The organism is Nitrosomonas sp. (assembly GCF_024282095.1).
Lineage (GTDB): Bacteria > Pseudomonadota > Gammaproteobacteria > Burkholderiales > Nitrosomonadaceae > Nitrosomonas.
This window is the reverse complement of record NZ_JAMWZS010000029.1, coordinates 13,517-39,436: the sequence shown is the minus strand read 5'-3', so window position 1 is coordinate 39,436 and position 25,920 is coordinate 13,517. Positions and strand designations below refer to the sequence as shown.

25 protein-coding genes and 1 pseudogene are annotated in these 25,920 nt (G+C 47.6%); 3 read left to right on the top strand and 23 right to left on the bottom strand.

Annotation, left to right across the window (positions count from 1 at the left end; all coding sequences use genetic code 11):
- From Q0K92_RS09475 to fliF, 22 genes and pseudogenes are all read right to left on the bottom strand, one after another.
- Positions 1–1,484: pseudogene (locus Q0K92_RS09475) on the bottom strand (hypothetical protein); the annotation flags it as partial.
- Positions 1,485–2,012: 528 nt separating this feature from the next.
- Positions 2,013–2,522 (bottom strand): DNA-deoxyinosine glycosylase, encoded by a 510-nt coding sequence (locus Q0K92_RS09470; RefSeq protein WP_297325561.1) that lies wholly within the window; start codon positions 2,520–2,522, stop codon positions 2,013–2,015.
- A gap of 16 nt (positions 2,523–2,538) precedes the next feature.
- On the bottom strand, positions 2,539–3,276 hold the full coding sequence (locus Q0K92_RS09465) for a 2,3-bisphosphoglycerate-dependent phosphoglycerate mutase (protein ID WP_297325560.1): 738 nt from the start codon (positions 3,274–3,276) through the stop codon (positions 2,539–2,541).
- Positions 3,270–4,346 carry a fatty acid desaturase gene (locus Q0K92_RS09460; RefSeq protein ID WP_297325559.1) on the bottom strand — a complete coding sequence of 359 codons (1,077 nt, stop codon included), beginning with the start codon at positions 4,344–4,346 and terminating at the stop codon, positions 3,270–3,272. Before Q0K92_RS09460 ends, Q0K92_RS09465 begins: the two co-directional genes overlap by 7 nt.
- Positions 4,347–4,378: 32 nt before the next feature.
- Positions 4,379–4,843: an HIT domain-containing protein gene (locus Q0K92_RS09455; RefSeq protein ID WP_297325558.1), complete on the bottom strand. Its 465-nt coding sequence runs from the start codon at positions 4,841–4,843 to the stop codon at positions 4,379–4,381.
- On the bottom strand, positions 4,836–5,603 hold the full coding sequence (locus Q0K92_RS09450) for a phosphocholine cytidylyltransferase family protein (protein ID WP_297325557.1): 768 nt from the start codon (positions 5,601–5,603) through the stop codon (positions 4,836–4,838). The genes Q0K92_RS09455 and Q0K92_RS09450 overlap by 8 nt, the downstream gene beginning before the upstream one ends.
- 13 nt (positions 5,604–5,616) lie before the next feature.
- Positions 5,617–6,774 (bottom strand): cysteine desulfurase family protein, encoded by a 1,158-nt coding sequence (locus tag Q0K92_RS09445; RefSeq protein ID WP_297325556.1) that lies wholly within the window; start codon positions 6,772–6,774, stop codon positions 5,617–5,619.
- Positions 6,775–7,231: 457 nt separating this feature from the next.
- Positions 7,232–9,076: a hypothetical protein gene (locus Q0K92_RS09440; protein WP_297325555.1), complete on the bottom strand. Its 1,845-nt coding sequence runs from the start codon at positions 9,074–9,076 to the stop codon at positions 7,232–7,234.
- A 164-nt stretch (positions 9,077–9,240) separates the two neighbouring features.
- Complete coding sequence (gene fliR, locus Q0K92_RS09435; protein ID WP_297325554.1) at positions 9,241–10,038, bottom strand: flagellar biosynthetic protein FliR; 798 nt, start codon at positions 10,036–10,038, stop codon at positions 9,241–9,243.
- Positions 10,039–10,133: 95 nt separating this feature from the next.
- The gene (gene fliQ, locus Q0K92_RS09430) at positions 10,134–10,406 is read right to left on the bottom strand and encodes a flagellar biosynthesis protein FliQ (protein WP_297325553.1); all 273 of its coding nucleotides are present in this window, start codon (positions 10,404–10,406) and stop codon (positions 10,134–10,136) included.
- A 13-nt stretch (positions 10,407–10,419) separates the two neighbouring features.
- A complete protein-coding gene (fliP, locus tag Q0K92_RS09425; protein ID WP_297325552.1) occupies positions 10,420–11,202 on the bottom strand; it encodes a flagellar type III secretion system pore protein FliP in 783 nt (260 codons plus the stop codon).
- Complete coding sequence (fliO, locus tag Q0K92_RS09420) at positions 11,195–11,632, bottom strand: flagellar biosynthetic protein FliO (protein ID WP_297325551.1); 438 nt, start codon at positions 11,630–11,632, stop codon at positions 11,195–11,197. The genes fliP and fliO overlap by 8 nt, the downstream gene beginning before the upstream one ends.
- Before the next feature lie 8 nt (positions 11,633–11,640).
- Complete coding sequence (locus Q0K92_RS09415; RefSeq protein WP_297325550.1) at positions 11,641–11,742, bottom strand: hypothetical protein; 102 nt, start codon at positions 11,740–11,742, stop codon at positions 11,641–11,643.
- Positions 11,739–12,254, bottom strand: a complete 516-nt coding sequence (gene fliN, locus Q0K92_RS09410; protein WP_297325549.1) for a flagellar motor switch protein FliN — start codon at positions 12,252–12,254, stop codon at positions 11,739–11,741. The genes Q0K92_RS09415 and fliN overlap by 4 nt, the downstream gene beginning before the upstream one ends.
- 16 nt (positions 12,255–12,270) lie before the next feature.
- Positions 12,271–13,248, bottom strand: a complete 978-nt coding sequence (gene fliM, locus Q0K92_RS09405) for a flagellar motor switch protein FliM (protein ID WP_297325548.1) — start codon at positions 13,246–13,248, stop codon at positions 12,271–12,273.
- Between the two features lie 7 nt (positions 13,249–13,255).
- The gene (gene fliL / locus Q0K92_RS09400) at positions 13,256–13,744 is read right to left on the bottom strand and encodes a flagellar basal body-associated protein FliL (protein WP_297325547.1); all 489 of its coding nucleotides are present in this window, start codon (positions 13,742–13,744) and stop codon (positions 13,256–13,258) included.
- 322 nt (positions 13,745–14,066) lie between these two features.
- Positions 14,067–15,221, bottom strand: coding sequence for a flagellar hook-length control protein FliK (locus Q0K92_RS09395; RefSeq protein ID WP_297325546.1), 1,155 nt, complete (start codon positions 15,219–15,221; stop codon positions 14,067–14,069).
- Between the two features lie 84 nt (positions 15,222–15,305).
- Positions 15,306–15,764, bottom strand: a complete 459-nt coding sequence (fliJ, locus tag Q0K92_RS09390) for a flagellar export protein FliJ (protein ID WP_297325545.1) — start codon at positions 15,762–15,764, stop codon at positions 15,306–15,308.
- 18 nt (positions 15,765–15,782) lie between these two features.
- Complete coding sequence (gene fliI / locus Q0K92_RS09385; RefSeq protein ID WP_297325562.1) at positions 15,783–17,189, bottom strand: flagellar protein export ATPase FliI; 1,407 nt, start codon at positions 17,187–17,189, stop codon at positions 15,783–15,785.
- A 1-nt stretch (position 17,190) separates the two neighbouring features.
- Positions 17,191–17,904: a flagellar assembly protein FliH gene (locus tag Q0K92_RS09380; protein ID WP_297325544.1), complete on the bottom strand. Its 714-nt coding sequence runs from the start codon at positions 17,902–17,904 to the stop codon at positions 17,191–17,193.
- A gap of 64 nt (positions 17,905–17,968) precedes the next feature.
- On the bottom strand, positions 17,969–18,964 hold the full coding sequence (gene fliG / locus Q0K92_RS09375; RefSeq protein WP_297325543.1) for a flagellar motor switch protein FliG: 996 nt from the start codon (positions 18,962–18,964) through the stop codon (positions 17,969–17,971).
- The gene (fliF, locus tag Q0K92_RS09370) at positions 18,957–20,633 is read right to left on the bottom strand and encodes a flagellar basal-body MS-ring/collar protein FliF (protein WP_297325542.1); all 1,677 of its coding nucleotides are present in this window, start codon (positions 20,631–20,633) and stop codon (positions 18,957–18,959) included. Before fliF ends, fliG begins: the two co-directional genes overlap by 8 nt.
- A 218-nt stretch (positions 20,634–20,851) precedes the next feature.
- Here fliF and Q0K92_RS09365 point away from each other — a divergent pair, with 218 nt between their 5' ends.
- The 3 genes from Q0K92_RS09365 (at position 20,852) to fliE (ending at position 23,784) form a co-directional block, all read left to right on the top strand.
- Positions 20,852–22,042 carry an ATP-binding protein gene (locus tag Q0K92_RS09365; protein ID WP_297325541.1) on the top strand — a complete coding sequence of 397 codons (1,191 nt, stop codon included), beginning with the start codon at positions 20,852–20,854 and terminating at the stop codon, positions 22,040–22,042.
- A gap of 4 nt (positions 22,043–22,046) precedes the next feature.
- On the top strand, positions 22,047–23,363 hold the full coding sequence (locus Q0K92_RS09360; protein ID WP_297325540.1) for a sigma-54 dependent transcriptional regulator: 1,317 nt from the start codon (positions 22,047–22,049) through the stop codon (positions 23,361–23,363).
- Positions 23,364–23,460: 97 nt separating this feature from the next.
- A complete protein-coding gene (fliE, locus tag Q0K92_RS09355) occupies positions 23,461–23,784 on the top strand; it encodes a flagellar hook-basal body complex protein FliE (RefSeq protein ID WP_297325539.1) in 324 nt (107 codons plus the stop codon).
- A 60-nt stretch (positions 23,785–23,844) separates the two neighbouring features.
- Here fliE and Q0K92_RS09350 read toward each other — a convergent pair whose 3' ends face one another.
- Positions 23,845–25,698 (bottom strand): ATP-binding cassette domain-containing protein, encoded by a 1,854-nt coding sequence (locus Q0K92_RS09350; RefSeq protein ID WP_297325538.1) that lies wholly within the window; start codon positions 25,696–25,698, stop codon positions 23,845–23,847.
- Between the last annotated feature and the right edge of the window lie 222 nt (positions 25,699–25,920).

The following is a 25,920-nucleotide window of genomic DNA, read 5'->3' as shown; positions in this document are numbered from 1 at the left end:
TGGCGAACAACCGGGTTACCGGAAATGCGCGTGATCGCAGGCAGTTGTAAGCTGCTTGGCGCGATGCTGCTGTCGGCGCCCTTAATCGGTGCAACACGAAACTGCATTACCTGACCAGTGGTGTCGGGGTCAGCCGGATCGAAATCTACCCCGGGAGTTCCGCCACCAAAAGGTGAATCCGGGCCGATGTTTTGTAACGTAATCTTGGTACCTGCTGCAACGTTGGTAAAATCGATGATGACGTCCAGTCGTTCGGCTGGCGCCACGAGCAGTGTCTCAAGCTGAGCCGGCGCTGGCAAGAAGCCGCCATCGTTGCCGATCACCCAGAATTTTTGTCCATTGCTCATCTTGAGGATCAGAAAGCGAGTATCCGAAGCGTTCAACACGCGAAAACGATAGCGCCGTTTTTCCACGTTGAGGTAGGGCCAGGTCTTGCCGTTGACCACCATGGTATTGCCGAAGAATTCCGGATTCCACATGGGCGATACATCGCTTTGTTCGCCATCGAGTGTCAGATCCGGAATGAATGGTATCTTCAGTTTATCCTTTCTTAATCCCTCAAAAAAGGCGCGGTTGTCCGGATAGAACAACGATCCGTCCTTGTTAAAGGATCGATCCTGAATGAGCAAAGGAATTTCGTAGGCGCCGGAAGGAAGACCGGATGTTAGGTCGCTGCTGCCACCGCGAATGAAATAGAATCCGGCGGGACCTGCGTAAACGTTAGCACGGGTCATGCCCAGGGAGTGATCATGATACCAAAGCGCAGCCGCCCTTTGATCGTTGGGGTACTGAAAAACGGCGGTGCCCGGTTCCCATGTCTGGCCGTAAGCCGCTTCTGCCTCACCCTTAAATTGTGCATACTTCGTACCAAATTTAGCATAGCTGGCCGGGATATTCGTGGCATTCGGCAGAAACCAGGCTTCAGGATAGCCGTCACTGTCCTGCGTGACATGTGCGCCATGAAGATGTGGCACCATCGGTACCGGTCCGGTATAGGGGGTAGGATCCTGACCCATGGTATCGGCCATCTGTGGATTGGCCCAGTGCACGGTCTGGTCAACGGGCAGAAGGTGCGGCAAGTATTTGCCATTTTCTTGCTTCAGATCGTTTATCCATTTGATGCGCACCGGTTTGTCCTGGGTAGCTTCAATAGGGTAAGCCGGATAGCTGAAGCTCTTCTTATTGGTGACTGAACCATAACCCCAAACAGTGGTGCCCAGGCCAGGTACTATTTCTTGCTGAAACTGCCGCACAGCGATCTCATAATAATCCCCACTGAAATTATTGGGGTTGGTTGATTTCGGCATTGCAGGCAGGATAGTAAGCGGCTTGATATATTTAGGAATCTTAGTCGGATTCAGTGATCCGCCCGGTAACGCGGCTCCGTAAGCGGGTACCCACAGTCCTGTAAGCGAGAACGCCAAGGCCATGCAGCCAAATAGCGCTTTTCTTGATTGTTTTCCGTCCAATTTATTTACCCCCATTATTTTATTTATCGACTTGCGATGTATTTAAATCTGCGTAGCAGAATCGCTTTCAAAGATAAAGATTTTCTGTCATAGAGAACCGAGTCCGTTTCTGCTGAAATTTGCCATTTGAATTGTCTGGAAATTGTTAATTGTTTAAAGATGATCGCCCATTTTTATTGGCTATACCGATTAACCAAAGCAACAGACGCACTGTCAGCGTTTAACAGCATTTCTCTTTTTCGCTGGCTCTACGGGTTTACTCAAAACTCCACTCGGCGCTTCGCTCAGTTCCCTTGTATATACTAAGGACATGTAACTAATTAATATATAAAGAGATGCTTGTTTTTGACTAAGATTTAACTTAGATTGGCTGAGGTCTTTGCGAAATTCTCTATTTTTCGTGGGGAGGCTGTAAATGCGACAGGCTGATTTTCAGCGCGGCGGGCTATGGGTTACGGAAATCGGCAAATATGCAGCAAGGTGGCAAGAAATCTTGAGTCTTCTCTATTCAGCTTGTTTGTTAGCGTTGTGCAGAGATCTTGGTTATTTTAGCGCCAAGCGAATCGCCTCATGCCAAATTCTGCATTTGTCATCCAATGACAGTCGCGCATTGGCCGGGCTGGTCGAAGGCAGCCGTGCAAGCTTCATCAGGCGCAGATCATTTTCCGGTAACACATAGCGCTTAAAGCAGGCTTCCGCTTTTCCGCCGTTAAAAAATACATGCGTAATTTTGTTATGCGTGGCGAAAAAAGATTGAAAATCGTTGCTGATCTGGGTATCTGTTTCAATGCTGGAATCCAGGCTGCCTGAGCGTTTACAGGATTTGAGCACATCCCAAAGCGCGATGGGTGACGATTTCAGCGTTGTTATTTTTTCCTCGTAGGGAGCGTCCGAGTGGATTTGCAGCAGTTGTGCGATGATCGGCCAGAAGGCATTGCGGGAATGGGCGTAATACTGGTTGGCGGCCAGCGAGGCCGCGCCAGGCATGCTGCCGAGAATCAAAATTTTCGCATGATTGCCTGCAACGGGTGCAAAACTATAGAGGGTTGTCATGCTGAATCAGAACAGACTATCGCAGATTATCGACGTAATAATGCCGGATGGGATTGAATTGCTGATCCAATTCGTATACCAATGGCCGGCCAGTAGCGAATTTTAATTGCATGACTTGTGCGGGGGTGAGCTGATCCAGCAGCATCATCAGGACGCGCAGGGTATTGCGGTGAGATACGATGAGCACGTGTTTCCCTTGTTGTATTTCCGGCTGTATGGCTTCCTGCCAATAGGGTCTGACGCGTGCGAGGGTTTGCTGCATGCTCTCTCCGGTCGGCAGCTCATTTTTATCGATACCGGCGTAACCGGATTGATTGCCGGGAAAGCGGGGATCTTCACTAGCCAGGCGGGGAGGGGCTGCATCAAACTTGATCTGGCAACCCAGGATAGGCCAGATGCCGAATTTCTTGATGGCCGGCCAGCGCTCCATGCCTTCCAGTGCGCCATAATGACGCTCATTCAAACGCCAGCTCTCAACTACCGGTATATCCAAAGACATGGCGGACAATACGGTCTGTGCCGTGGTTCTGGCGCGCTGTAATGCGGAGCAGAAGCATAGGTCGAATGTGAAACCCGCCTGCTTCAGTAAATATGCGGCTTGTTGCGCTTCCTTTTCACCTTTTGGGCTCAACGGGACATCGCTCCAGCCGGTGAATTTCTTGTCGCGATTCCAGATGCTTTGCCCGTGCCGCAGCAACACAAGTTTGGTAATGCGCCGCTGGGAATTTTCTGCCGATGGGATGGCTTTCAGCATTGGTTGTCGTGTTGTTGAGAGGCGCTGGCAGCTTGAGAGGATTCGCGCCAGATGTGTGTCAGTGCATCCCATAAACCACTGCGCAGCGTTTTCAGATATTGGGTATTGTCGGTCAAACCATTCACCAGGCGGCGCTGCGCTTTGCCCAGGTTATGGTAAGGCATGCTCATGAACAGATGATGAGTGGCATGGTACCGCAACCCGACCGGCGCCCAGAGCGGCGTGATGAGGAAATTGCCCGGTATGTTGATGGAATCCAGATATTGTTCCGCCAGCGTCATTTTGTGCTCGCCGGGATTGCGGTAGGCGTGGGCAGCTAGCGTGCGCAGTGAATTGAGGATGAAAACGGTCACTGCAATCAGGTACCAGAGCACCAATAGCGAATAAGGAAACACGCCCAGCACGACCAAAGCGATGGTGCTTGCGCCAAACAGGCAAGCGGCGATTTCCTGTTGGCGCCAGTTGAGATCGTTGCGGATGGCATTTTCCGCGCGTCGGTAAGTGGGATCGATCGTCAGTGACGAGGCGCGTTCCCAGACAATCTTGCGTAGCGGCGGAATCAAGTACGACAACGGTGTCAGCAACACGAATCGCACGGCCAGAAAAATGGGTATGAGGAAAGACAGTAATACATAAACCACCATTTCTGCAGGCCTACGCGTTGCAAACGGCAGATATTCGCCGTCTGCACTGGTGCCGTAGACATCCGGCTTGTGGTGGTCATTATGCACGCCGTCATAAGTAAACGACGGGATCATGAACGGAATGCCGCACAGGGCGTTCCACGCCAGGCGGAAGTTTTTGAATGAGCCTTTTTTTAAGTGCGCTAATTCATGTACAAAAATAGCCGAACGATACAGAGCCAGTACCGCGACTATAAATCCCGCCAATTGCCACAGAGAAAACAGCGGCGAAACCAATGCCGTGAAAAAAGCCGCCCAGCCCAGCGTGATGTGAAACAGAAAATCAGTCCAATAGATCCACGGATTCGGCGTCATCAGGTCGCGTACCAGATGATGGGCCTCGCGCAGTGGGAATTCTTTGACGTAGGGTGGTTTTTCTTCGCTCACTTGTTATCTCGCATTGTTTCGCGGTTTTTCGCTTACGACCAGCAGGATAGAATATGTGTCACTAGCAACTGATTGGTCGCCGCATCGGTTTTATTGATTTGACTCAAGTCAGGCATAGCCGGCCAGCCCGCATCGATGAATTCCAGACCGGCAAACTGCTTGGTTTGCGCATAACGCGGCAGCACATGGAAATGCACATCCGGATCAACCATCATCAACATCAAATAGTTGATTTTGTCGTTTTGAAAGGCTTTTGCCAGCGTAGCTTCAATATGCCGGGTAATTTCGTGTAGTTCGGTAAAACTTGCCGGACTCAATTCTGAGAAGGCTTGAGCGGGCTCGTGGGCGGCTAAGACCAGTGCACCAAGCGTCGCTTGCGCCGGGCGCAGCATCACAGACCAATATTGGTATTGCCGGATAATGGTTTGCGGCGCACCAAATTTGCGCATGGTGGCATTCAGGCTGTGGGGCTCCGGGGATGCTGCAGGTTTATTCATGATGGAATGAGTCACTAAAAATCATGCCGGCTTTTGCCAAGTCTTCAATAAAATCAATTTCACACCAGCGATACCCTTTGACTGAACAAGAATTGACCAAGTGTTGCTTGGCCAGTGTATCAATAATCGACAGATACCACGATTTTAATTCCGCCGGATGACGCAGTGCCGATTCCACGGCTTGTCTGAAAATTTGCGGGCCCTGTTCACGAAAGTAAATCAGACCGATCGATTCCGCGTCAACCTGATGCGGCGGCACGATTTTGCTCACCTGTTGCACCCATCCATCCGTGTCCAGTTGCACTTTCATATCGTCGGCGTCATACGCGTTTTTATAATCCACACTGAGTGTAATGGGCGCGGATTCCGAATTCAAGACTTTGTTCAGCAGCGCGGATTCGATCACGGTATCGCCGTTTAGCAGCAGAAAATCACTGTCCATCATGGTGCGTGCAATCCAGCAGCTGGCAAGATTATCCGCCACTTCGTAAAAAGGGTTGAACAGTATTTTGATTGCGGGGTGATTGGCGTATTGCTGTTGTAACAGCGCTTCGATAAGGCTTACCTGAAAGCCTGCGATAATCGTGATTTCTTCGATGCCAACCGCAAGCAGCGCGTCAATCTGCCATGCCAGCACGGGTTTATCAGAAACCGGCAACAAGCATTTGGGCGTGCTTTCGGTTAATGGCAGCAGCCGCCGTCCTTGCCCGGCGCTGAGAATGATGGCTTTGGGCGGTGTCGTGTTGTTGTTTTTCATCATAAATGAATTGATTTTAGCTGGAAAGACTGCTGATTTGCTTCAATGTTGCAACGATGCGTTGCGTTGCGTGCAAGAAATCCTCGACTTGCGCCAAGGTGTTGTCGCCGCCCAGGCTGACACGCACGGCACTACGTGCCAGCATCGGATCAACCTGCATGGCAGCCAGCACATGGCTTTGTCCCGGATTCACGCTGGAACAGGCGGCACCCGCAGCGACGGCAAAACCGGCTTTGTCCAGTTTAACCACCAAAGTATCGCCTTCAATGTCCGGTAATGCAAAATAACAGGTGTTCGGTATGCGCGCAGCATTTGCGCCAAAAATTATCGCACCCATTGCAACCAATCCTTTTTCCAGATGATCGCGCAATTGCGCGACATACCGTGCTGTTTCCGTCATGCGTGTTTGTGCTAACTCACAGGCTGCGCCAAAGCCGACAATCGCAGGCACATTCTCGGTGCCGGAACGTAGCCCGTTTTCATGTCCGCCACCGTAAATCAGCGGTTTTAATAACAACCGCTTGTCTACGATTAGCGCCGCAGCGCCTTTCGGGCCATAGATCTTGTGCGCGGACAATGTCAGTGCATGTACCTTAAGCGACGAAAAATCCACAGGGATTTTTCCCAGTCCCTGGATGGCATCGGTATGCACATAAGCGCCGTGCGATCGCGCCATGTCAGCAATGTCGGCGACATTTTGAATGACGCCGGTTTCATTGTTGGCAAGCATGACGGAAACCAGCCCCGGTTTGTTTATGCACATTGCTGCATTCGCAGCATCCAAATCCACTTGTCCCTGAGTATTCACGGCTAACTGCTGCATTGTCCATTGGTCACAGCTGCGACGTGCCAGCGCTTGTGCCGGTTTTAAAACACAAGGATGCTCAATCGCACTGATCAGTAGATTCCCCGGTTTCAAACTATCCGCCGCACCGCGAATAAACAGGTTGTTGGCTTCCGAGCCACCGCTGGTGAAAATTACCTGCACCGGCTGTACACCCACTGCATCAGCGACTTGTTTGCGCGCCTTATCGATTGCCCGCCGGGCAGTTATGCCATAAGTATGGCGGCTGGATGCATTGCCGAATTCCTGCTGAAAAAACGGCAGCATGGCTGCCAGCACCGCATCATCAATGCGGGTGGTGGCGTTGTGGTCGAAATATACGAGGGTCATGGGTACAAGGTGTCATTCGGTGGATGGTCATTTTAACTGTATTTCTTAGAAATCACATCACACAACTTATAAACTGGATTGCAGAAGATCGACGTATCACCTTATTTGTCATAAGATTTTTATTATTATCCACAATTTCTGTGGATAACTTTGTGAATAACGTTTGTGTTTGAGCAGCTAACTTGTATATTTCTAAGGATTTTTCTTAGGTTGATTAATTATTCGACACCTAATTTAGGTGTTTTTTATCAATCGGTTGTGTTTTCTGATGAAGATTGTGCAAATATATTTAAAACAACATTTATATCTTATCTAAACTGTGGATTGTTTAAAGTGTCAAGGAAAAAATATTGAGTGGATTGTAAAGAATGTGTGTATGAATATAACAAATTACAAGCAATCTTTATTGAAATCAGGGGTGAGAGGTTAAACATTCAATCTTATTCTTTTTCAAGAATTAATATTTAGTGCCTGCGACAGCTCTATTCCGGGAGTGTGTTGCGGCGGCAATCTCAGCGCGTATTCTTGCGGCGGCCGCGGCAGTTGCTTCCTTGTCAGCCTGAGAGCGCGCGAATAGGGCTTCTTTTGCCATGACTTCAACGGCTTCTCGTTCCGTGGCAGCTTCTAGTGCTTTTGATTCCAGCGCCAGGCGTTCCTGCATGGCGACGAGTGCCGCTGATTCAGTTCTGGCTTTTTCTAAAGCGATTTTGGTTGCTGCTTTTTCTGCTTCAAGCTGAGCTTTGGCCTTGTTGGTGGCAATAATTTTAGCCTGTGCTCTGGTTATCGCCAGGCCGGTAATTTTTTGCTCAATTTCAAGACGCTCGGCCACAGCTTGCTTTGCATCAATCATTGCCTTGGCGCGAATTTCGGCATCTTCTAATAAACGTTGTTCCAATTCGGCTTTAGTGTTCGCTTCTTGTGCGGTGAGCGTATCCATCTGCGCTTTTGCTTCTGCTGTGGTTTTTAATCGTATTTCTGCATCCGCTCTGTTTTTGGCCGCATTCTTGGCGGCTACTTCAGCTTCTGTCCGTGCTTCAGCTTCCTTAATGGCTTTTTCTTCTGCTTTGATGCGTTTTTGATATTCTTTTGCCGCGGTACTTTCAGCTTTTTTCCTGTCGTTGGCGATGGCTGTCGCTTCTTTCTCAGCGCGTAAAGCTGCTTCAGCAGCAATTGATGCCTCAGCCTCGATTTGCATGCGTTGATTGACTTCTTCAAGCAATTCGGATTCCGCGATAAGGCGGGTTTTGATGGCATCGGCGGCTGCATTTTCTTTGGCAATGATGGATTCGGCAATTTCCATGGCAACCTGTTCAGCATCGGTTCTGTCGCGTGCTGCGATGGTTGCCTGAGCATCCAATTCCGCTCTTTTTCTGGCTTGCTCGGCAGCCATCGTTTCAGCTTCGGCTTTTTCCATTGCGGCCTGTACAGCGGCGATTTCAGCCTGCATTCTATGGTCTTCTGCCGCTCTTGCTTGCCTTTCAATATCCAGGCGCCGGGTAGCTTGTTCCAAGGCTTGTGCTTCCAATCGGGAACGGGTTTGTGCTTCTTCCAGCGCTTGTTTCTCGGCTTCTTCACGTGCTTGTGCCAAGGCGATGATTCGTTGCGATTCCTGAATTTTTGCCTGTGCCAGCATCAGTGCATTGGTTTCGGCTGCAATGGCGGCCAATGCAATCAGTCGGGCTTCTTCGGCTAGTTTGGCGCTGCGCATGGCTGCCTCAGCCGCTTCATGTTCTTTCAATGCAGTGGCATGAGCCTGATCTAGAGCTGCAATTTCTTGTTCAACACGTTTTTGCATTTTCTCGACGATAGAAGCCTCGGTTTTGAGTTTGGCTTCCAATAGCGCACTTAAAGCTTTTTCCGCTTTGTACTTTTCGTCCGCGAGTTGCTTGGTTTTGATTTCCAGTTCATAGCAGACATGGGCTTCTTGAACTGCAAGCGCTTCCGCTTTTGCTCGGGCCCGGGCTTGCTCGGTTGCAGTTGTTTCAGCCTGAATTCTAGTCTCGGCTGCAATTCTGGCATTGGCCTCAGCCCGTGCTCTTGCTTCAGCCGCCACGCGTGCAATGCTTTCTGCTTCAATGCGTTTCTGTGCTTCCTTGATAGCCTGATCTTCCGCGCTCAGACGATCACGATAAGCGCTTTCAAGTTGCTGTTTGAGATCATGGATGAGCGAAGATTGCTGGTCAGAATCAAATGCGTCGCCGGATTGTGGTTCGCTATTAAACGTAGCCGCTTCCTTGTCATCGTGAGACTCCGACGATGAAATTTTGCGTAGTGAACTGAGTAAGCGCGACTTAAAGGTCATAAGTTATTAATCAAACTAACGAGTACTTGAACTGATCATGCTAAAAATAGCTTGGGTAAGTAAGTGAATACTGTAACAACTTTTGGATAAAAGGCTTATGTTGAAAAAGCGGGGAAATAGCATCTGTTTATGTATTAATGGCCGTCGTAGTTTTAAAAACAGAGTTATGGCATATCGATTTTGCTGACATTCAGAATTCCCATCATTAAACGTAAACTGTCATGCATGAGCTGCTCCAGAATCGGTGCGTAAAAAGGCATGCTGAGTGCCAGTACGAGAAGACCGATGGAAAGTGTCAGCGGAAAACCCACTGCAAAAATATTTAATTGCGGCGCGGCGCGTGTCAGAATGCCCAAGGCAAGGTTGGTGATAAGTAGCGCGGTTAAAACGGGCAGTGATAACTGCAAACCCGATTTGAAAATCTCACTCCCCCAGTTTGCAAGTGTGGTGAATGTGGCCTCTGTGACGCCGTCAGGGCTGACCGGTAATGTGCTAAAACTTTGTGAGATCAGGGCGATCATCATCAAATGGCCGTCAATTGCCAAAAATGCCAGGCTGGCGATGATGCCCAGGAAGCGACCGATAATATCTATCTGACCGGAGTTTTGCGGATCAAAGAAAATTGCAAAACCAAGCCCCATTTGTAGACCAATGAGCTCACCGGCCATTTCTACCGCAACGAAAACAATACGCATGACAAATCCAATCGCAACACCAATCAGTATTTGCTGCAACAGGATGATTAAGCCTATGCCTGTGGATGGATCAATTTGCGGTAATGATTTTTCAACGGTAGGTGCGACCAGAATGGTGATCATCAATGCCAGTCCCAGTTTTACCCTGATCGGGATACTTGGATTACCCAGGATAGGGGCTGTTGCAATCAGCGCCAGAATTCTGCTGAGCGGCCAAATGAAGGTTGCCAGCAATGTGTTTAATTCTGCAGTGGTTATACTGATCATGATGCTAAATTCAGTTGCTCAGCGAGCTATGGATTGACGGCATATTGATGATTAACATTGCTCATTCCGGCCTGGTCTTATTATGGCTGGCAATATTAACCAATTGCCAGCCAAGGGATGCTGGTAAACAGGCGCTGCATATAATCCGTCATCAGATTGATCATCCAAGGTCCGGCCAGTACGATAACCAGAAACATGACTAATAATTTGGGTATGAATGACAAGGTCATTTCATTGATCTGCGTCGCGGCTTGGAAGATACTGACTAATAAGCCGGTCGCTAAAGCTGAGAGCAACAGAGGGGCGGAAACCATAAAGGTGATTTCAAGCGCTTGCCGGCCGATTGTCATTGCACTTTCTGGAGTCATGATGGATTTCCTTTCAGGTATAGAAGCTTTGTGTCAATGAACCGATGATGAGATGCCAGCCATCGACCAAAACAAACAGCATTAATTTAAAGGGCAATGAAATGATCATCGGTGACAGCATCATCATACCCATGGCCATCAATACACTGGATACAACCAGGTCAATGATTAAGAATGGAATAAATATCACAAAGCCAATCTGGAATGCAGTCTTTAGCTCACTGGTGATATACGCCGGAACCAGTATTTTCAGCGGTACATTGTCGCGGCTTTCGATTTTCTCGCTGCCTGAGATTTGCACGAATAGTGCTAAATCTGTTTCCCGGGTTTGGTGCAGCATAAATGATTTTAACGGCACACTGGCTTTATCCGCCGCTTCCATGATACTTATTTTGTCTTCAGAAAAAGGCACATACGCTTCTGTGTAAACCCGGTCAATAACCGGTGACATAATAAAAAAGGTCAAAAATAACGCCAATCCGAGCAATACCTGGTTAGGCGGGGAAGATTGTGTGCCTAACGCCAATCTTAGTAATGACAAAACAATGATGATGCGGGTGAAACTTGACATCATGAGTACCATCGCAGGTAAAAATGTCAGTGAAGTCAACAACAGCAATGTCTGTAAGTTCAGCGCATACGTTGTACTGCCACCCGCGCCGGGTGAACTGGTGAAGGCGGGAAAACCGGATTTTTGTGCAAATGCCGGCAGCGCGATGCAGCCTGCCAGGAAAAATAGTATCTTGAGCACGCTCAGTCTAGCGTTTCGAATGGTGGACGTACAATTGTTAGGCATTGTTTTTCTGAATACTCTCGTTAAGTTGCACAGCAAATGTCTCAGTGGGCTGGCTATTTTGCGTTTTATCGGTAGTACCGAGTGCGGGCTTGTCCATTGTATGCAGCTTGTTGACGCGACCTGGCGCTACACCCAAGACTAACCAAGTATTGTCAATTTCAACGACCACCACACGTTCTCTTTGGCCTACTCCGGTTGCCGCAACCACTTTAAGTGTGCCTGTGGCGGTAGTAGGAATGAGTGCAAAGCGTTTGAGAAGCCATGTAATACCCGCTATGACTGCCAACACCAGTATTAATCCGCCCATCATTTGCAGCGTACTTTCAGTGGATACCACGGAAGGAGGAGGTACATAGCCTGATTTTGCCGTTTCAGCAAGAGCATGGAGCGGGAGCATCCAGCCTAAAAATATCCAATAACGATTTAACATAGATGACTCTAGCGATTAAGTTTGCGAATACGTTCGCTGGGTGTGATGATATCCGTCAAGCGGATACCGAATTTATCATTGACGACCACCACTTCACCTTGCGCAATCAAGCAACCGTTGTGATGATATCCGTCAAGCGGATACCGAATTTATCATTGACGACCACCACTTCACCTTGCGCAATCAAGCAACCGTTGACCAGTACGTCCATCGGTTCGCCAGCCATGCCGTCCAGCTCAACAACCGAGCCTTGTGCCAATTGCAGCAAATTCTTGATGGCAATTTTAGTGCGCCCTAATTCAACCGTCAGTTGCACGGGGATATCGAGAATCATGTCGATGTCGTGACGGGTACTGTGCATTGCGCTATCTTTTGAGAATTCTTCGAATACTGAGGCTGCTTGCGCGCCAGGCATTGTATTGCTGTTTTTCCCTGTATCGGTCGATGCCAAAGTGTTTCCTTTCATACTGGTAGACGCTGTTTGCTCGGCCATAGCGGCGGCCCAATCATCAACTTCTGTTTCTTTCTCGGCCGAGCCATTTTGAGTGGATGCCGCTTGTTCGGCCATCGCTGCGGCCCAATCGTCGGTGTCGGTCTGATTATTTGCTGTGGATTCTGACATATTAGTCTCCAATAGATTATTCGGTTTCTGACGAGGAGATCATCGCATTGACCCTAAGTGCATACTGCCCATTCATGGTGCCATAGTGACAATCCATAACGGGTATGCCGTCGACATGTGCGGTAACAGTTTTGGGGATGTCCAGTGGGATGATATCTCCTGCTTGCATGCTGAGAATCTGATCAAAGGTAACTTTCGTATGCCCAAAGTTGGCAACCAACTCCACTTCGGCGCCTTGTACCTGTTGTGACAGCAGCTTGATCCAGCGCTTATCAACTTCCAGATGGTCGCCTTGCAAGGAGCTGTATAAAGTATCCCGGATGGGCTCGATCATGGAATACGGAATGCAGACATGTAATGCGCCGCCTTTGTTGCCCATATCAATATCGAAAGTAACCGTAACGACGACTTCATTGGGGGTGGCGATCGTTGCAAACTGTGGATTCATCTCGGATCTGACATACTCAAATTTAACGGGATAAACCGACTTCCACGATTTCTCGTAATCTTCAAATACCACATTGAGCAAGCGCTGAATAATACGTTGTTCGGTTTGCGTAAAATCTCTGCCTTCAACGCGGGTGTGATACCGGCCATCGCCGCCGAACAAGTTATCTACAATCAGAAAAATCAGATTAGGATCAAAAACCAGTAATGCGGTACCTCGAAGCGGTTTCATATGAACCATGTTCAGATTGGTTGGTACCACCAGATTGCGTACGAATTCACTGAACTTGATGACTTTAACGGGACTCACTGAAATATCCACTGTACGGCGCATGAAATTGAATAAACCGATACGCAATAAACGTGCAAATCGTTCATTGATAATTTCATACGTAGGCATCCGTCCACGAACAATGCGTTCTTGCGTAGCAATGTTATAGGCTCGAACGCCTCCCTTCTCTTCTTCATTCTGCACTTCATCGCTTTCGCCGGTGGCGCCTTTGAGAAGTGCGTCAACCTCGTCTTGTGAGAGAAAGTCTTCAGCCATTTGAGATTTACTGAATCACGAATGATGTAAATAATACTTCCAGTACATCTTCTTGCAGTTCTACTGGGCCTAATGATTGTTTGATTTCATCAACAATCTCCTGACTGAGTTGTTGTTTTCCTGCAATAACTGCGACGTCTGTGGCTTTTTTGCTGGAAAGTAACATTAAAATGCGATTGCGGATTTCTGGCATTTGTTTCTTAATTTCAGCGACGACAGGTGTTTCTCTGGTTTTTGCCGTTAATCCAACCTGCAAATATTGACCATTTCCTTCCGGCTGAAGATTCACCGTAAAAGTATCAAGATCTACAAATGTAGTCGGCTTTTCCTTGGGTTTCTCAGGTTCTGATTCTCCGCCACCTAACATCTTCATCGCATACCATGTACCGCCGGCACCTGCACCGATAGCAATGATTGCTATCAAGATTATGATGATTAGTCCTTTTTTATTTTTTTTGCCGTCTGATCCGGCTGGTGCTTCAATAGCTTTTGACATTTTGCTCAACTCCTTATTGGATGAGCTCAATTATCTTAGACGGAGCAATAAACTGATATGACAAATAACAATGAAATAACGTCGCTATTTTCAAGTACGAGAGTAAGTCAAGAATCTAACCAGCATTCCTGTAAATTTCTTTGATTTGAAAATGTTTGTGATACAGGTTTTTTAAGGTTAATTTCAGAAAATGAGTAAAAATTCAGAATTCGGATCGGTGTTAAGAAAACATAATCTGCTGTCACTCATTGAATCCGATGGTGTGACAGCTCAGGGATAAAAGACCGATGCGATCGATGCAATAGGTTTGATTATTAAATGGTCAAGCATAGGTATTGACCATACCATTATGTTTGCTGGACGAAACGGTTGTTTCAATTTGACCAATAGCCTCCGTTCTTGTGCCAGTTGTATGGGGGATGCCCTTTGCTGGACTATATGCTTGCTGTTGTTTATTGTCTTGTTGGAATGATTCGGCACCTACCATGACATTACCCAACTGAATGCCATTTTCAGCCATCATCTCTCTTAATCTTGGCAAGGCTTCTTCAATGGCTTCGCGTACTGCTAAATGCGGAGATAAGAATTGTGCAGTGGCTTGATCTTGCGTAATGCTGAGCATCACTTCAACAGGACCCAAGTGAGCTGGGTTTAAATGGATTTCGGCTACCTGGTTTTGTTGTGAAGTTAACCAGATGATTTTTTGTGCAAACTCGTTACCCCATTTGGGTTGACCCACAGGGAGATCGACTTGAACACTCTGTGGCGTTGTATTGAGGGAAGTGGTAGCCGTGGTACTGCTTAAGCCAAACGGTTGTGTCGAAGCAGGTTCATTGGATACTGAAAATAGACTTTCTCCTGTGCTGGCCTGGATAGCGTCGCTCATTTCTGAAGAGAATGGTAAAAGTTTGCCGTCAATGGCAGAATCTGCCGCCCCCACTGATTGCCAAAAGGCATCCAATGCATAAGTAAGATTACTTTCAGCCGCAGTAGCTTGCGCCAATTTTTGTTGCAGCATTTGACCAGCGAGAAGTGACGAGCTTGTCGCCAGTTTGTTATCTTGCGGAATGAATGAATTTTGAAGTGATGTGGATAATGCCATCGGCATGATCGGCGTGGCCGTCAGTATATTCGGGTTCGTTGGATCAAATGGAGGTAACAGTTGATCTGCTGCATATGTACTATTTGTAGCCTCAAAAAATAACCTGCTGATCAGGTTGTTTGTACCGGATATGTCCGTTGTCGCAACCGAAGCTGTATCGTCATCTTTCGGTAAGGTTGTTTTTTCTGAGGGTTCTGATGTCGTGGTAGCGTTATTTGTTTCCCGTTTGTTGGCTGTTCCGGATACTTCACGCTCCAATACTTTAGAAAACTCCTCTGTCGCGGGTTCTTGTGTAGTGCCCGGCTCAGGGTTGCCAGCCAGTATTGGATTGTCAGTGGACGATTTGATTTGAGGCGCGGCAGATATATTTAGCATAAGTTTTCGATCTCAAATAAGGGTGATAGCGTTGCCAGTAATATATGCAATCTCTATGCCAGTTTCGGCGATTGTGAGAGGTTGCTAGTTGTCGTTCTTAGGAAATGAGTGACGGTTGAAAGCATTCGAAGCAAACTCATCTTGCAATTTCTGTTCATACTTTGATTGCCGCAGATTCTCTGCGGCTTGTTGGCGTTGCGACAGCGTGTCGTAGGATTTTAGTTTGCGCTGATGGAACAAAAATTCATTGCTTCCGGCAATCCGCTTATTCTGGGCATGCAGAACTGCTTGGCGCTGTTCATTGATAGCGGCATCGAGCTTATTCATGAATGCAATGAAATTAAGCCATTCCATTTGGTCAATGCCCGTTGCTATGGCGTTCTGCAGGTGTGCTTGGTAACTCTGGCGATATTGCAACAGTAAATTTAATTTCTTTTCCGCTTCCTGCTGCTGAAAATTTAATTTCCCCAGTTTCTTGGATGACGCATCCGTTTGTTGCTGAGCTAATTCCAGAAGTAGTTTTAGCGATGACGATGTGGACATAAGAGCGTTTGTTTCTGATTATCGGGTTGCGTCGCTATCAAATAACTTGGTCAGTTTCTCAAGACTATTGGCAAAATTCTCTTGTTGCGACATGTTTTGATTTAAAAATTTTTCGAATGCGGGATACAGCTTAATGGCCCGATCCAGTTCCGGATCTGTACCGGCGACATACGCACCTACACTGATCAAGTCATGGCTGCGTTGGTAGCGTGAATAGAGGCTCTTGAATTGTCTGGCCATGTCAATTTGCTTTTGTGGTACCACGCTGGTCATGATGCGGCTGATCGAAGCTTCGATATCAATTGCCGGGTAATGTCCTGCTTCGGCTAATCGGCGCGATAGCACGATATGTCCATCAAGAATGGCGCGCGCGCTATCGGCGATGGGATCATTCTGATCATCCCCTTCAGTCAATACTGTATAAAAGGCTGTAATCGATCCATTCTCTTGGTTGCCGTTACCGGCGCGTTCTACCAGTTGCGGTAGTTTGGCAAATACGGAGGGCGGATAACCTTTGGTCGCAGGAGGTTCGCCGATAGCCAGGGCTATTTCCCGCTGCGCCATGGCATAGCGGGTCAGTGAATCCATAATCAGTAGAACATGTTTGCCGCTATCGCGAAAATATTCGGCAATGGCTGTCGCATACGCTGCGCCTTGCAAGCGCAGCAACGGTGAAGTGTCAGCAGGCGCTGCGACAACTACCGAGCGTGCGAGCCCTTCGGCACCGAGAATATGTTCTATGAATTCTTTAACCTCACGCCCCCGTTCACCGATGAGTCCCACAACAATCACATCAGCGCTGGTATAGCGTGCCATCATGCCAAGCAATACGCTTTTGCCCACACCACTGCCGGCAAACAATCCCATGCGTTGTCCCCGTCCGACAGTCAACAGCGTGTTAATTGCACGTACCCCAACGTCAAGCGGCTGAGTGACGGGAATTCTTTCCAGCGGGTTATAAGGGCGGCTGTATAGCGGTACGTTGTGTTCCGCGCGCGTGGGGCCAAGGCGATCCAGCGGTTCACCCAATCCATTTATCACGCGCCCCAGTAGTTCGGGGCCAACGCTGATATGCTTGGCGCGATCTGCTGCACGTCTGCGGGGATGTTGAAAATTACCGATCTTGAGGGGGTCGGCAACACATTCGGTAGGAACTACTTTGGCACCTGGAGATAATCCATACACATCGCTGGACGGCATTAAGAATAGGCGATCTCCGGAGAATCCAACGACTTCGGCCGAGACGCTGTAGCCATTCGATAGAAAAATAGTACAACTACTGCCAACGGCCAACCGGAGTCCTACCGCTTCCATCACTAACCCGGCAACGCGTGTAATCGTGCCGCTTGATAACAGTGGATTGGCGGGGGTAATCAGCTGGGTGCAATTTTTCAAGAAGCTGCCCCATTGTTCATGGCGATTCATATTAGTCATTTTTTTCCAACCAGCTGTCATTCTGGCCGATCGCCGATAATACCCGCTGCCAGCGCACCTCCAGACTTGCGTCGATTTCACTGCCATTGGCTTCGATGCGGCAGCCGCCTTGGGATAATTGTTCATCTTCACGGATAGACCAGCTGTCTTGCGCTAACTGATCACCCAAGTGTGCATGGACTATTTTGGCATCATCAGGATGCAAATAAAGTCGCGGATGTTGCATCGCACTGGGTAAATTTCGAATCGCCTCTTGCACAATGGGCGCGATGAGCTCAGGTTTTAGCTGTAATGCCTGGGTAACCATTTTTTTAGTAAGCGCAATGGCCAGACCCAATAAATCATCCGCAACGTGCTGATCAATTGTATGCAGATCTTGGTCGAGATTGGATAACAGTGTTTGGAGACGGGCTACCTCGGTGGTAACCTCTATTTCTGCCGCTTTCCTGCCTGCTGCGTATCCCGCTGCGTTTCCTTCTTGATAGCCTGCCGCATAGCCTTCTGTTTTGGCATGCTGAAGAATTGCTGAAATTTCTTCTTCAGTGGGCAAGGTGATCTTATTTTGCTCGTCTACCAGGGTATTATCTTCAGTGTTGAGTTGCTGATCATGTTCTTCCGGAATTGGATCGGGTGCATCCAAAGCGTTCATTTCCCATCGCTGATAGGCATTGAGTTCTGCTTTGGGAATGAAGCTGCTTGTTGCCATTTGTAAACCTTTATTAACCTATTTATTCAAGCTGATTGAATAAGTTTAGTAGGGGGTATATTTGTTAAATAAAGTTATCTTCGCCTTTTCCGCCGAGTGCGATTTGTCCATCATCAGCCAGTTGACGTAGCACCTTGAGAATTTCTTTTTGTTCGGCTTCGACTTCGGATACACGTACCGGGCCTTTGCTTTCCAGATCTTCTCGTAGTGCTTCAGCAGCACGTTGCGACATATTTTTGAAAATTTTCTTGCGCAGTTCTTCTTGCGCGCCTTTCAAAGCGATAATCAGAGATTCCGACTGGACTTCTCTGAGGAGCAATTGGATACCATGGTCATCAATATCAATCAGATTATCAAATACGAACATTTCATCCATGATTTTCTGTGCCAGCTCTTCGTCGTACTGCTTGATGTTATCGATGACACTGGTTTCTTGGGCAGTTGGGACAAAATTGAGAATTTCCGCTGCGGCGCGTATTCCACCCATAGCCGTTTTGCGAATATTGTTGCTGCCCGATAGCAATTTTGTCAGTACATCATTGAGTTCGCGGAGTGCATCCGGCTGTATGCTGTCCAAGGTGGCGATGCGCAATAAGGTATCGTTGCGCAATCGTTCAGTGAATAAGCTTAATATCTCGCTCGCTTGGTCGCGTTCCAAGTGGACTAAGATGGTTGCGATAATTTGTGGATGTTCATTCTTGATCAGTTCGGCCACCGATGGCGCATCCATCCACTTCAGTCCTTCAATACCGCTGGTGTCGCCGCCATGTAGAATACGATCAATGAGATTGGCAGCTTTTTCATCACCCAATGCACTGGTCAGAACCTTGCGAATATAATCAGCAGAATCCTGGCCCAGCGTGGTCCTTCCTTCCGCTTCATCGCAGAATTCTTTGAGTATGCTTTCAATCTCGGCGCGTGAGATATTCTGCAAACTGGACATTGTTTCGCCCAGTTTCTGCACTTCCTTGGGGCCTAATAATTTAATGACGGATGCTGCTTCTTGTTCGCCCAACGTCATCAGCAAGATGGCGCTCTTTTTGATTCCTTCGTCATCCATTTTTGGACACCCAATCTTTAACAACATTGGCGACAATGGCCGGCTCATCCATCGCCAATTGTTTGGCTTTTTTAAGATTGTCCTCAAATATGGATTTCTGGATCGCCTGGATGGCTGTTCCATCTACCTGCCCTGGCAATTGATCCAATGTTGCTTCGCCAGCCACCTTCTCTGGCAGTGCAGGAGGAGGGGGTTGAGTTAAGCTTTTTAAGAATGGCCGCAGGATTTTTAACAAGAAAAACAAAACAATGGCTGCAATTAACAGCTGTTTGCCAATGTCTTTTGCCAGCATCATGATATCGGGGTCTTTCCAGAATGCAGCATCCAATATCGTTTCGCTTTCAGCAGTGAACAAGCTGTTGGTGACAGTCAACGAGTCTCCGCGTTTCTCGCTGTAACCCATGGCTTCTCTGACAAGGCTATTGATTTCCTTGATTTCTTCGGCAGTCAGTGGCTCGTAGGCAATGTCACCGTTTTCATTGATTTTCTTGCGATAATTCACGACAACTGCTGCAGTGAGTCGTTTGATACCGCCAGTGGATTGCTGTGTATGTTGTACTGTTTTGTCCACTTCATAATTGATCGTGGATTCTTTTTTCTTGTCGGTCGGTAACGGTGGTGGCGCCTTATCACCTGCCTCTTTGTTTTCGCCACCGGCTTCAATAGGCGCAACAGCAGGCTCAGGTGGACGGTTCGTCAGTGCTCCGGGAATGCCCCCATCAATTTTTGAACCTGTGGAAGTCGCTTCAAGCGTTTGCTGGCTGCGAATAGTGGCAGCATCCGCTTCGGTATTGTTTGGCCGATAGATTTCTTCAGCGCGCTCGATACGGGAAAAATCCAAATCCGCAGTTACCTGAGCACGTACATTGGCGGCGCCTGTAATCGGTGACAGTATGGTTTCGATACGACGGATATAGTTTTCTTCAAGCTCTTGTATGTATTGTAATTGCTTGGCATCAAATCCCTTATCTTGCTTGTTTTCATGCTGTGTGCTGAGTAAGTTGCCATTTTGATCAACCACGGTTACATTTTTTGTCGGCAGATTGGGTACGCTACTCGACATCAAGTGTACGATTGCACTGACTTGTTCGACACTCAATACTCTGCCTGGATACAAATTCAGTAAAACAGAAACGCTGGGTTGCTGTTTCTCTCTTGAGAACACGGAGGGTTTGGCAATTGCCAGGTGTACGCGTGCATTTTGCACTGCTGATAACGATTGAACCGAGCGTGCTAATTCGCCTTCTAACGCCCGTTGATAATTGACCTGCTCGAGAAATTGGCTGGAGCCAAACTTCTGATTCTCCATTAATTCAAATCCTGGCAGATCACCTTTGGGCAACCCTTGACCCGCTAAGCGCAGACGTACTTCATGGATCTGTTTTTCAGGAATTAAGATGGCACCACTACTGTCGGAAAACTTGTAGGGGATGTTCATTTGCTGCAAGGAGCTGATGATGGCGGCACCGTCCTGATTCGATACGTTACTATAGAGAACACGATAATCCGGCGTCTGACTCCACATCAAAGCACCTGCCAGTAAGGCGATGACGGCTGCAGCAGCCAGTATCAACCCCAATTTTTTTTGATTGGATAGTTGGCTGAGTTGCTCCAGTTTAAATGTTTTAGCTGGTGGTGTCGTATTGGATTCACTTGGTACTGTTGCCACGTACTATTCTCCTGCTGAAATCTCACGAATTAAATGCATCAACGCTTGGTATGTACTCGTTTTACACGGAGTAAAATTTTATTGATGCGATGATTATCGATAAATTTACGCAATATGAATGCTCAAATAGAATAGCTTTGTCCGCCTTATTCAGATCATGAAGAGGACTGGTATAAATGTAAGCTACAGGCAATTCTTAATAACTGTCATTTAAACCAGTGCAAGCAAATAAAATCAGCGAAATCAGAACAATTCCGGCAGAGCAGGAACAGCTTCAGCTTGCGTTTGCGGCGTTTAATGAAGCATCTGAACAGCTCTCGGGCGTGTATCAAGAATTACAACACCAGGTAACACAGTTAACCCGGGAACTTGCGCTTGCCAATGGTGAACTGCACAGACAGCTGATCGCAAAAGAGGATTTGTCCAGACAACTAAGTTTTCTGTTAAATGCGTTGCCGGGTGGCGTTTTGGCACTTAATGAAAACGAATGCATAGAACAAGTGAATCCGGCCGCGCTTACTATGTTGGGAGAGCCGTTACTTGGGTTGTCATGGCATCAGGTCGTTCAAGAGCGCTTATCGCCAACCGCGATTATCAATGAATGGTATGTGGCACAACGTGAAACAGCAGAGCAGCGTCGCATCCGTATCGAAAGTAGTGCGTTGGACTCAACCGGCAGACGGATTTTGCTAGTAAATGATATTACTGAAGCTTATGTCATTCAGGAAAAGATAAGGCGGAATCAGCGTTTGACTGCTATGGGTGAAATGGCGGCGAATCTTGCGCACCAGTTGCGCACACCGCTTGCAACCGCATTGCTTTATGCGAATCACCTCGGCAGCGATGCACTGACTTCCGATGAACGCCAAAAATTTGCAACCAAAACCGTTGAACGTTTGCATCATTTGGAGCATTTAACAAAAGATATGCTGCGTTTTGTCAAAGGTGAAACGACGCAACTCGAAAGAGTTTTAGTCAGTGATTTGTTAGCGGAATTGCAACAAGTCATTGAACCTCAGTTGATTCCGCTTAATTTACAGTTAATGGTGCGTGATTATAGTCAAGCGGAGAGTTTGATGACGAATCATCAAGCGTTGTGTGGAGCGATGATTAATTTACTTGAGAACGCAATGCAGGTGTCTTCACCCAATGATCGGATCATTTTAACGGGGCGTGTGGAAGGAGAAAGCATCGTTTTGAGTGTGCATGATGATGGGCCGGGTATTGAGACGGCGTTGCAAGAAAGACTATTCGAACCTTTTTTTACCACGCGTGCAGAGGGTACTGGCTTAGGTCTGGCCATTGTGCGAGGGGTGATTCAGTCAATGGGCGGTACCGTGCAAATTAATTCATTGCCTGATACGGGGAGTGAGTTTGTGGTGTGCTTGCCAAGGAACAAAGGAGATTGATGCGATGAAGACATTACCTGTTTTGGTGGTGGAAGATGACCAGGATTTATTGGAAGCCATTTGCGCCACTTTGAAGTTGGCCGGTTATCAAGCGCTTGCAGCAGCGAATGGTCATGATGCCATGACGATATTGCAAGACCGTCAAGTAGGTATTGTCGTGAGCGATGTGCAGATGAAACCCATGGATGGATTGACGTTGTTAAAAAAAATCAAGGCCTTTGATTTGGAATTGCCCGTGTTATTAATGACAGCTTATCGAGAAATCGACAAAGCGGTGACTGCGATGCGCATTGGAGCGTGCGATTATTTGCTGAAGCCATTTGACCCGGATAGCTTGCTGGCGCACATTAGACAATATTCCGTGTCTGAATCCGAGCAGGACGATCGGGTAATTGCAAAAGATCCGCGGACACGCGCATTATTGTCGCTTGCCAAACGGGTTGCGAAATCGCCCGCAACGGTGATGCTGACAGGTGAAAGCGGATGCGGTAAGGAAGTGATCGCGCGCTATATTCATCGCCATTCATTGCGTTCTTCCAAACCATTTGTTGCCATTAATTGTGCCGCTATTCCCGAGAATTTACTGGAAGCTACCCTGTTTGGTTACGAGAAAGGCGCTTTTACCGGTGCGGCTCAAGCCCAACCGGGAAAGTTTGAGCAAGCGGAAGGTGGCACATTGTTACTGGATGAAATTTCGGAAATGCCTTTGGAATTACAGGCAAAATTATTGCGAGTATTGCAGGAAAGGGAAGTTGAGAGAGTTGGCGGACACAAGACGATCAAACTGGATATTCGCGTGCTGGCGACTTCTAATCGCGACATGATGGCAATGGTTAAGCATAGTCAATTCCGTGAGGATCTGTATTATCGGCTCAATGTGTTTCCAATAGAAATTCCGGCACTGCGCGAACGATCATTGGATATTGAACCTCTGGCGCAACGCGTGCTCGAAACAGCCGCCGTCGGATCAGGACAGCCATTCTGCAAAATGACCCGGGCCGCAATCGATAAGTTGACTCAGTATACTTGGCCAGGCAATGTCAGGGAGCTGGAGAATGTGATGCAGCGTGCCATGATCCTGGCAGCAGATAATATTATCGAAGCCGAGCATATCAGCTTGCCGGAAGTGATTTTTGATCAAGCGGTTGATGAGAGAAATTCGGAATCACCTACAACCGATATGAAAACGCTCGAACGTAAACATATTCTGGAAACGCTTGCAGCCGTTAATGGTTCCCGGAAACTGGCCGTAAAAAAACTAGGGATCTCTGAACGAACTTTACGCTATAAGTTGCAACAATATCGTATGATGAGTGAGTGAGTGTCTGTCATGTTTGTATGGAATTGATTTGTAAAAATTATTTGAAGTTTCTAAGTTTCTAAGTGATACTTGAAAACTAATTATGTGGGAGTAGATGATGGATAAATCCGGAATTGATAGTATTCTGCAGCAACTGCAAGCAACTTCGGCGCTTGCTTCCGGTGTAAAAAAACAATCGGGCGCTGATGAAGTTGCGAGTGTGGATTTCAGTGAGAAGCTTAAAGCTGCAGTGGATCAGGTCAATAATGTACAGCAAGCAGCGGATAAGCTCAGCATGCAATTTGTCGGCGGTGAGTCCAACGTCGATTTGCATGAAGTGATGATTTCACTGCAAAAGGCCAATGTATCATTTCAATCGATGATACAAGTCCGAAACAAATTGGTAACAGCCTATCAAGAAATCATGAACATGCAAGTTTAAGAAGACTATTGGGCGCATTGGCCCAGATTCGATCAAATAAACTGATCAAAGTCGTATTTCTTACTCCTCCAGCGCCATTTCCAGTTGCAACCAGTCTTCCTCCAGTTCAGTCACCTTTTTCTCGAGTGTTGCGTGAGTTGTACTCAGTTGATCAATTTCATCACGGGAACAGTTTGCATAAGTAGCCGGATCGGCTAATCGGCGGTTTGCTTCCGTTAATTCTCTTTGTGCAATCGTTAAGGCAGCTTCAAGCTTTGATTGCTTGGAAAGCAGTACTTTTTTGTTCGGTTTCGCAGATGTGTTAGGTTGCGCTTTTTGTGAGGGTGGGCGTGATGCAGCAGCTTCATTAGAGCGACGGGCTTCTATCCAATTTTTATAATCTTCCAGATCACCATCCAGCAGTTGTGCTTTGCCATCAGCTACCAGCCACAATTCATCGGCTACGGCGCGTATCAGGCTGCGATCATGTGATACCAGTACCACCGCTCCGCTATAAGCTTCCAATGCCAAAGTCAATGCGTCGCGCATATCCAAATCCAAATGGTTGGTCGGTTCATCCAGCAACAGTAAATGTGGCTTTTTCCATGCCAGCAAGGCAAGTGCCAGACGGCTTTTTTCGCCTCCGGAAAAACTGGCTACCGGACGATCTTCGCTATTGCCACCCAGACCGAATCGTCCCAGGAATTTTCGCAAGTCCAGCTCTGTTTGTGTGGGTGCCAATCGCACCATATGCTGCAGAGGTGTTGCATGGCTATCCAGATTTTCCAGTTGATGCTGTGCGAAGTAGCCGATACGTATATTCGGTGTCCATTCTAATATACCTGAGGTGGGTTCGACTTCTCCAACCAGAAGTTTTATCAATGTGGATTTTCCCGCTCCATTCGGACCCAGCAAGGCAATTCGAGCGCCTGCTTGCAAAATGAGATGCACATGCTGAAACAGCAGGTGATCATCATAGCCAAAGCTCATATCTTTCGCGCGCAATAAGACATCAGGGCTGCGCTCAGGCGCTTCAATCTGCAATTCAAAATGCCCGTCTTCGATATGCATCGGCGCAAGACGCGTCAAGCGCTCCAAAGCCTTGATGCGGCTTTGTGCCTGCTTGGCTTTGGTTGCCTTGGCACGAAAACGCCGCACAAAATCTTCCATGTGCGCGATCTTTTTCTGTTGTTGCTGAAAAGCCTGGGCGTGTTGCATAAGACGTTCAGCGCGCGCACGCTCGAAATCATCATAATTGCCACTATAGTCATCAATTTGCCGATTATTGATATGCGCGATGCGATTGACGCAGGCATTGAGAAACTCCCTATCGTGTGAAACTACCATCAGGCTGCCCGGATAGCGGGCCAGATATTGTTCCAGCCAGAGAATGGCTTCCAGATCCAAGTGATTGGTCGGTTCATCCAGCAACAACAAATCAGCACGATGCATCAGGGCGCGCGCCAAATTTAAGCGCATGCGCCAGCCGCCGGAAAAATGACTGACAGGTTGCTCCAATGCATGATTGGCGAAACCCAATCCATTCAATAATTGCGCCGCCCGTGCTCGGGCCGTATAACCATTGATGGTTTCATAACGTTGTTGTGCTTCAAACCAGGTGGCATCATGTTCGGCCTGCGCCAAAATCTTCTCCAATTGTCGTAACTCGACATCGCCGTCCAGCACAAACTCAATGGCGGTCTGGTCTGAACTAATGATTTCTTGTTCAACGAAAGCAATGGTTTTGCCGGGTTGTAAGCTGACTTCTCCGCTATCCGGTTTGATTGCGCCGCGAATCAAACGAAATAAGGTGGATTTGCCGCAACCATTTTTACCAACCAGACCAATGCGCTGATTAACAAAAACTTGCAGATTACTATTTTCGAGTAGCGGAGTTCCGCCCTGCAGAAAGGTTAGGGATTGAATTTTTAACATGACGTATTGGGTTTTCTAAGATACGAAATCGGTGTAAAAATGTCTTTCAGATAGGCTATCGAGTACAATTTGGCTTTTGCTGGGAAGGCTGGAAATAGTTCAATAAAGCGATTGTTGTTTTTGTGCAACATCAATTTAATATTGCCTTGACAGGGAAAAGCACCTTATATAAGCTGCGGTGTGGTCAAATATGACACACTTATATTTATTAAGCAATGTCAG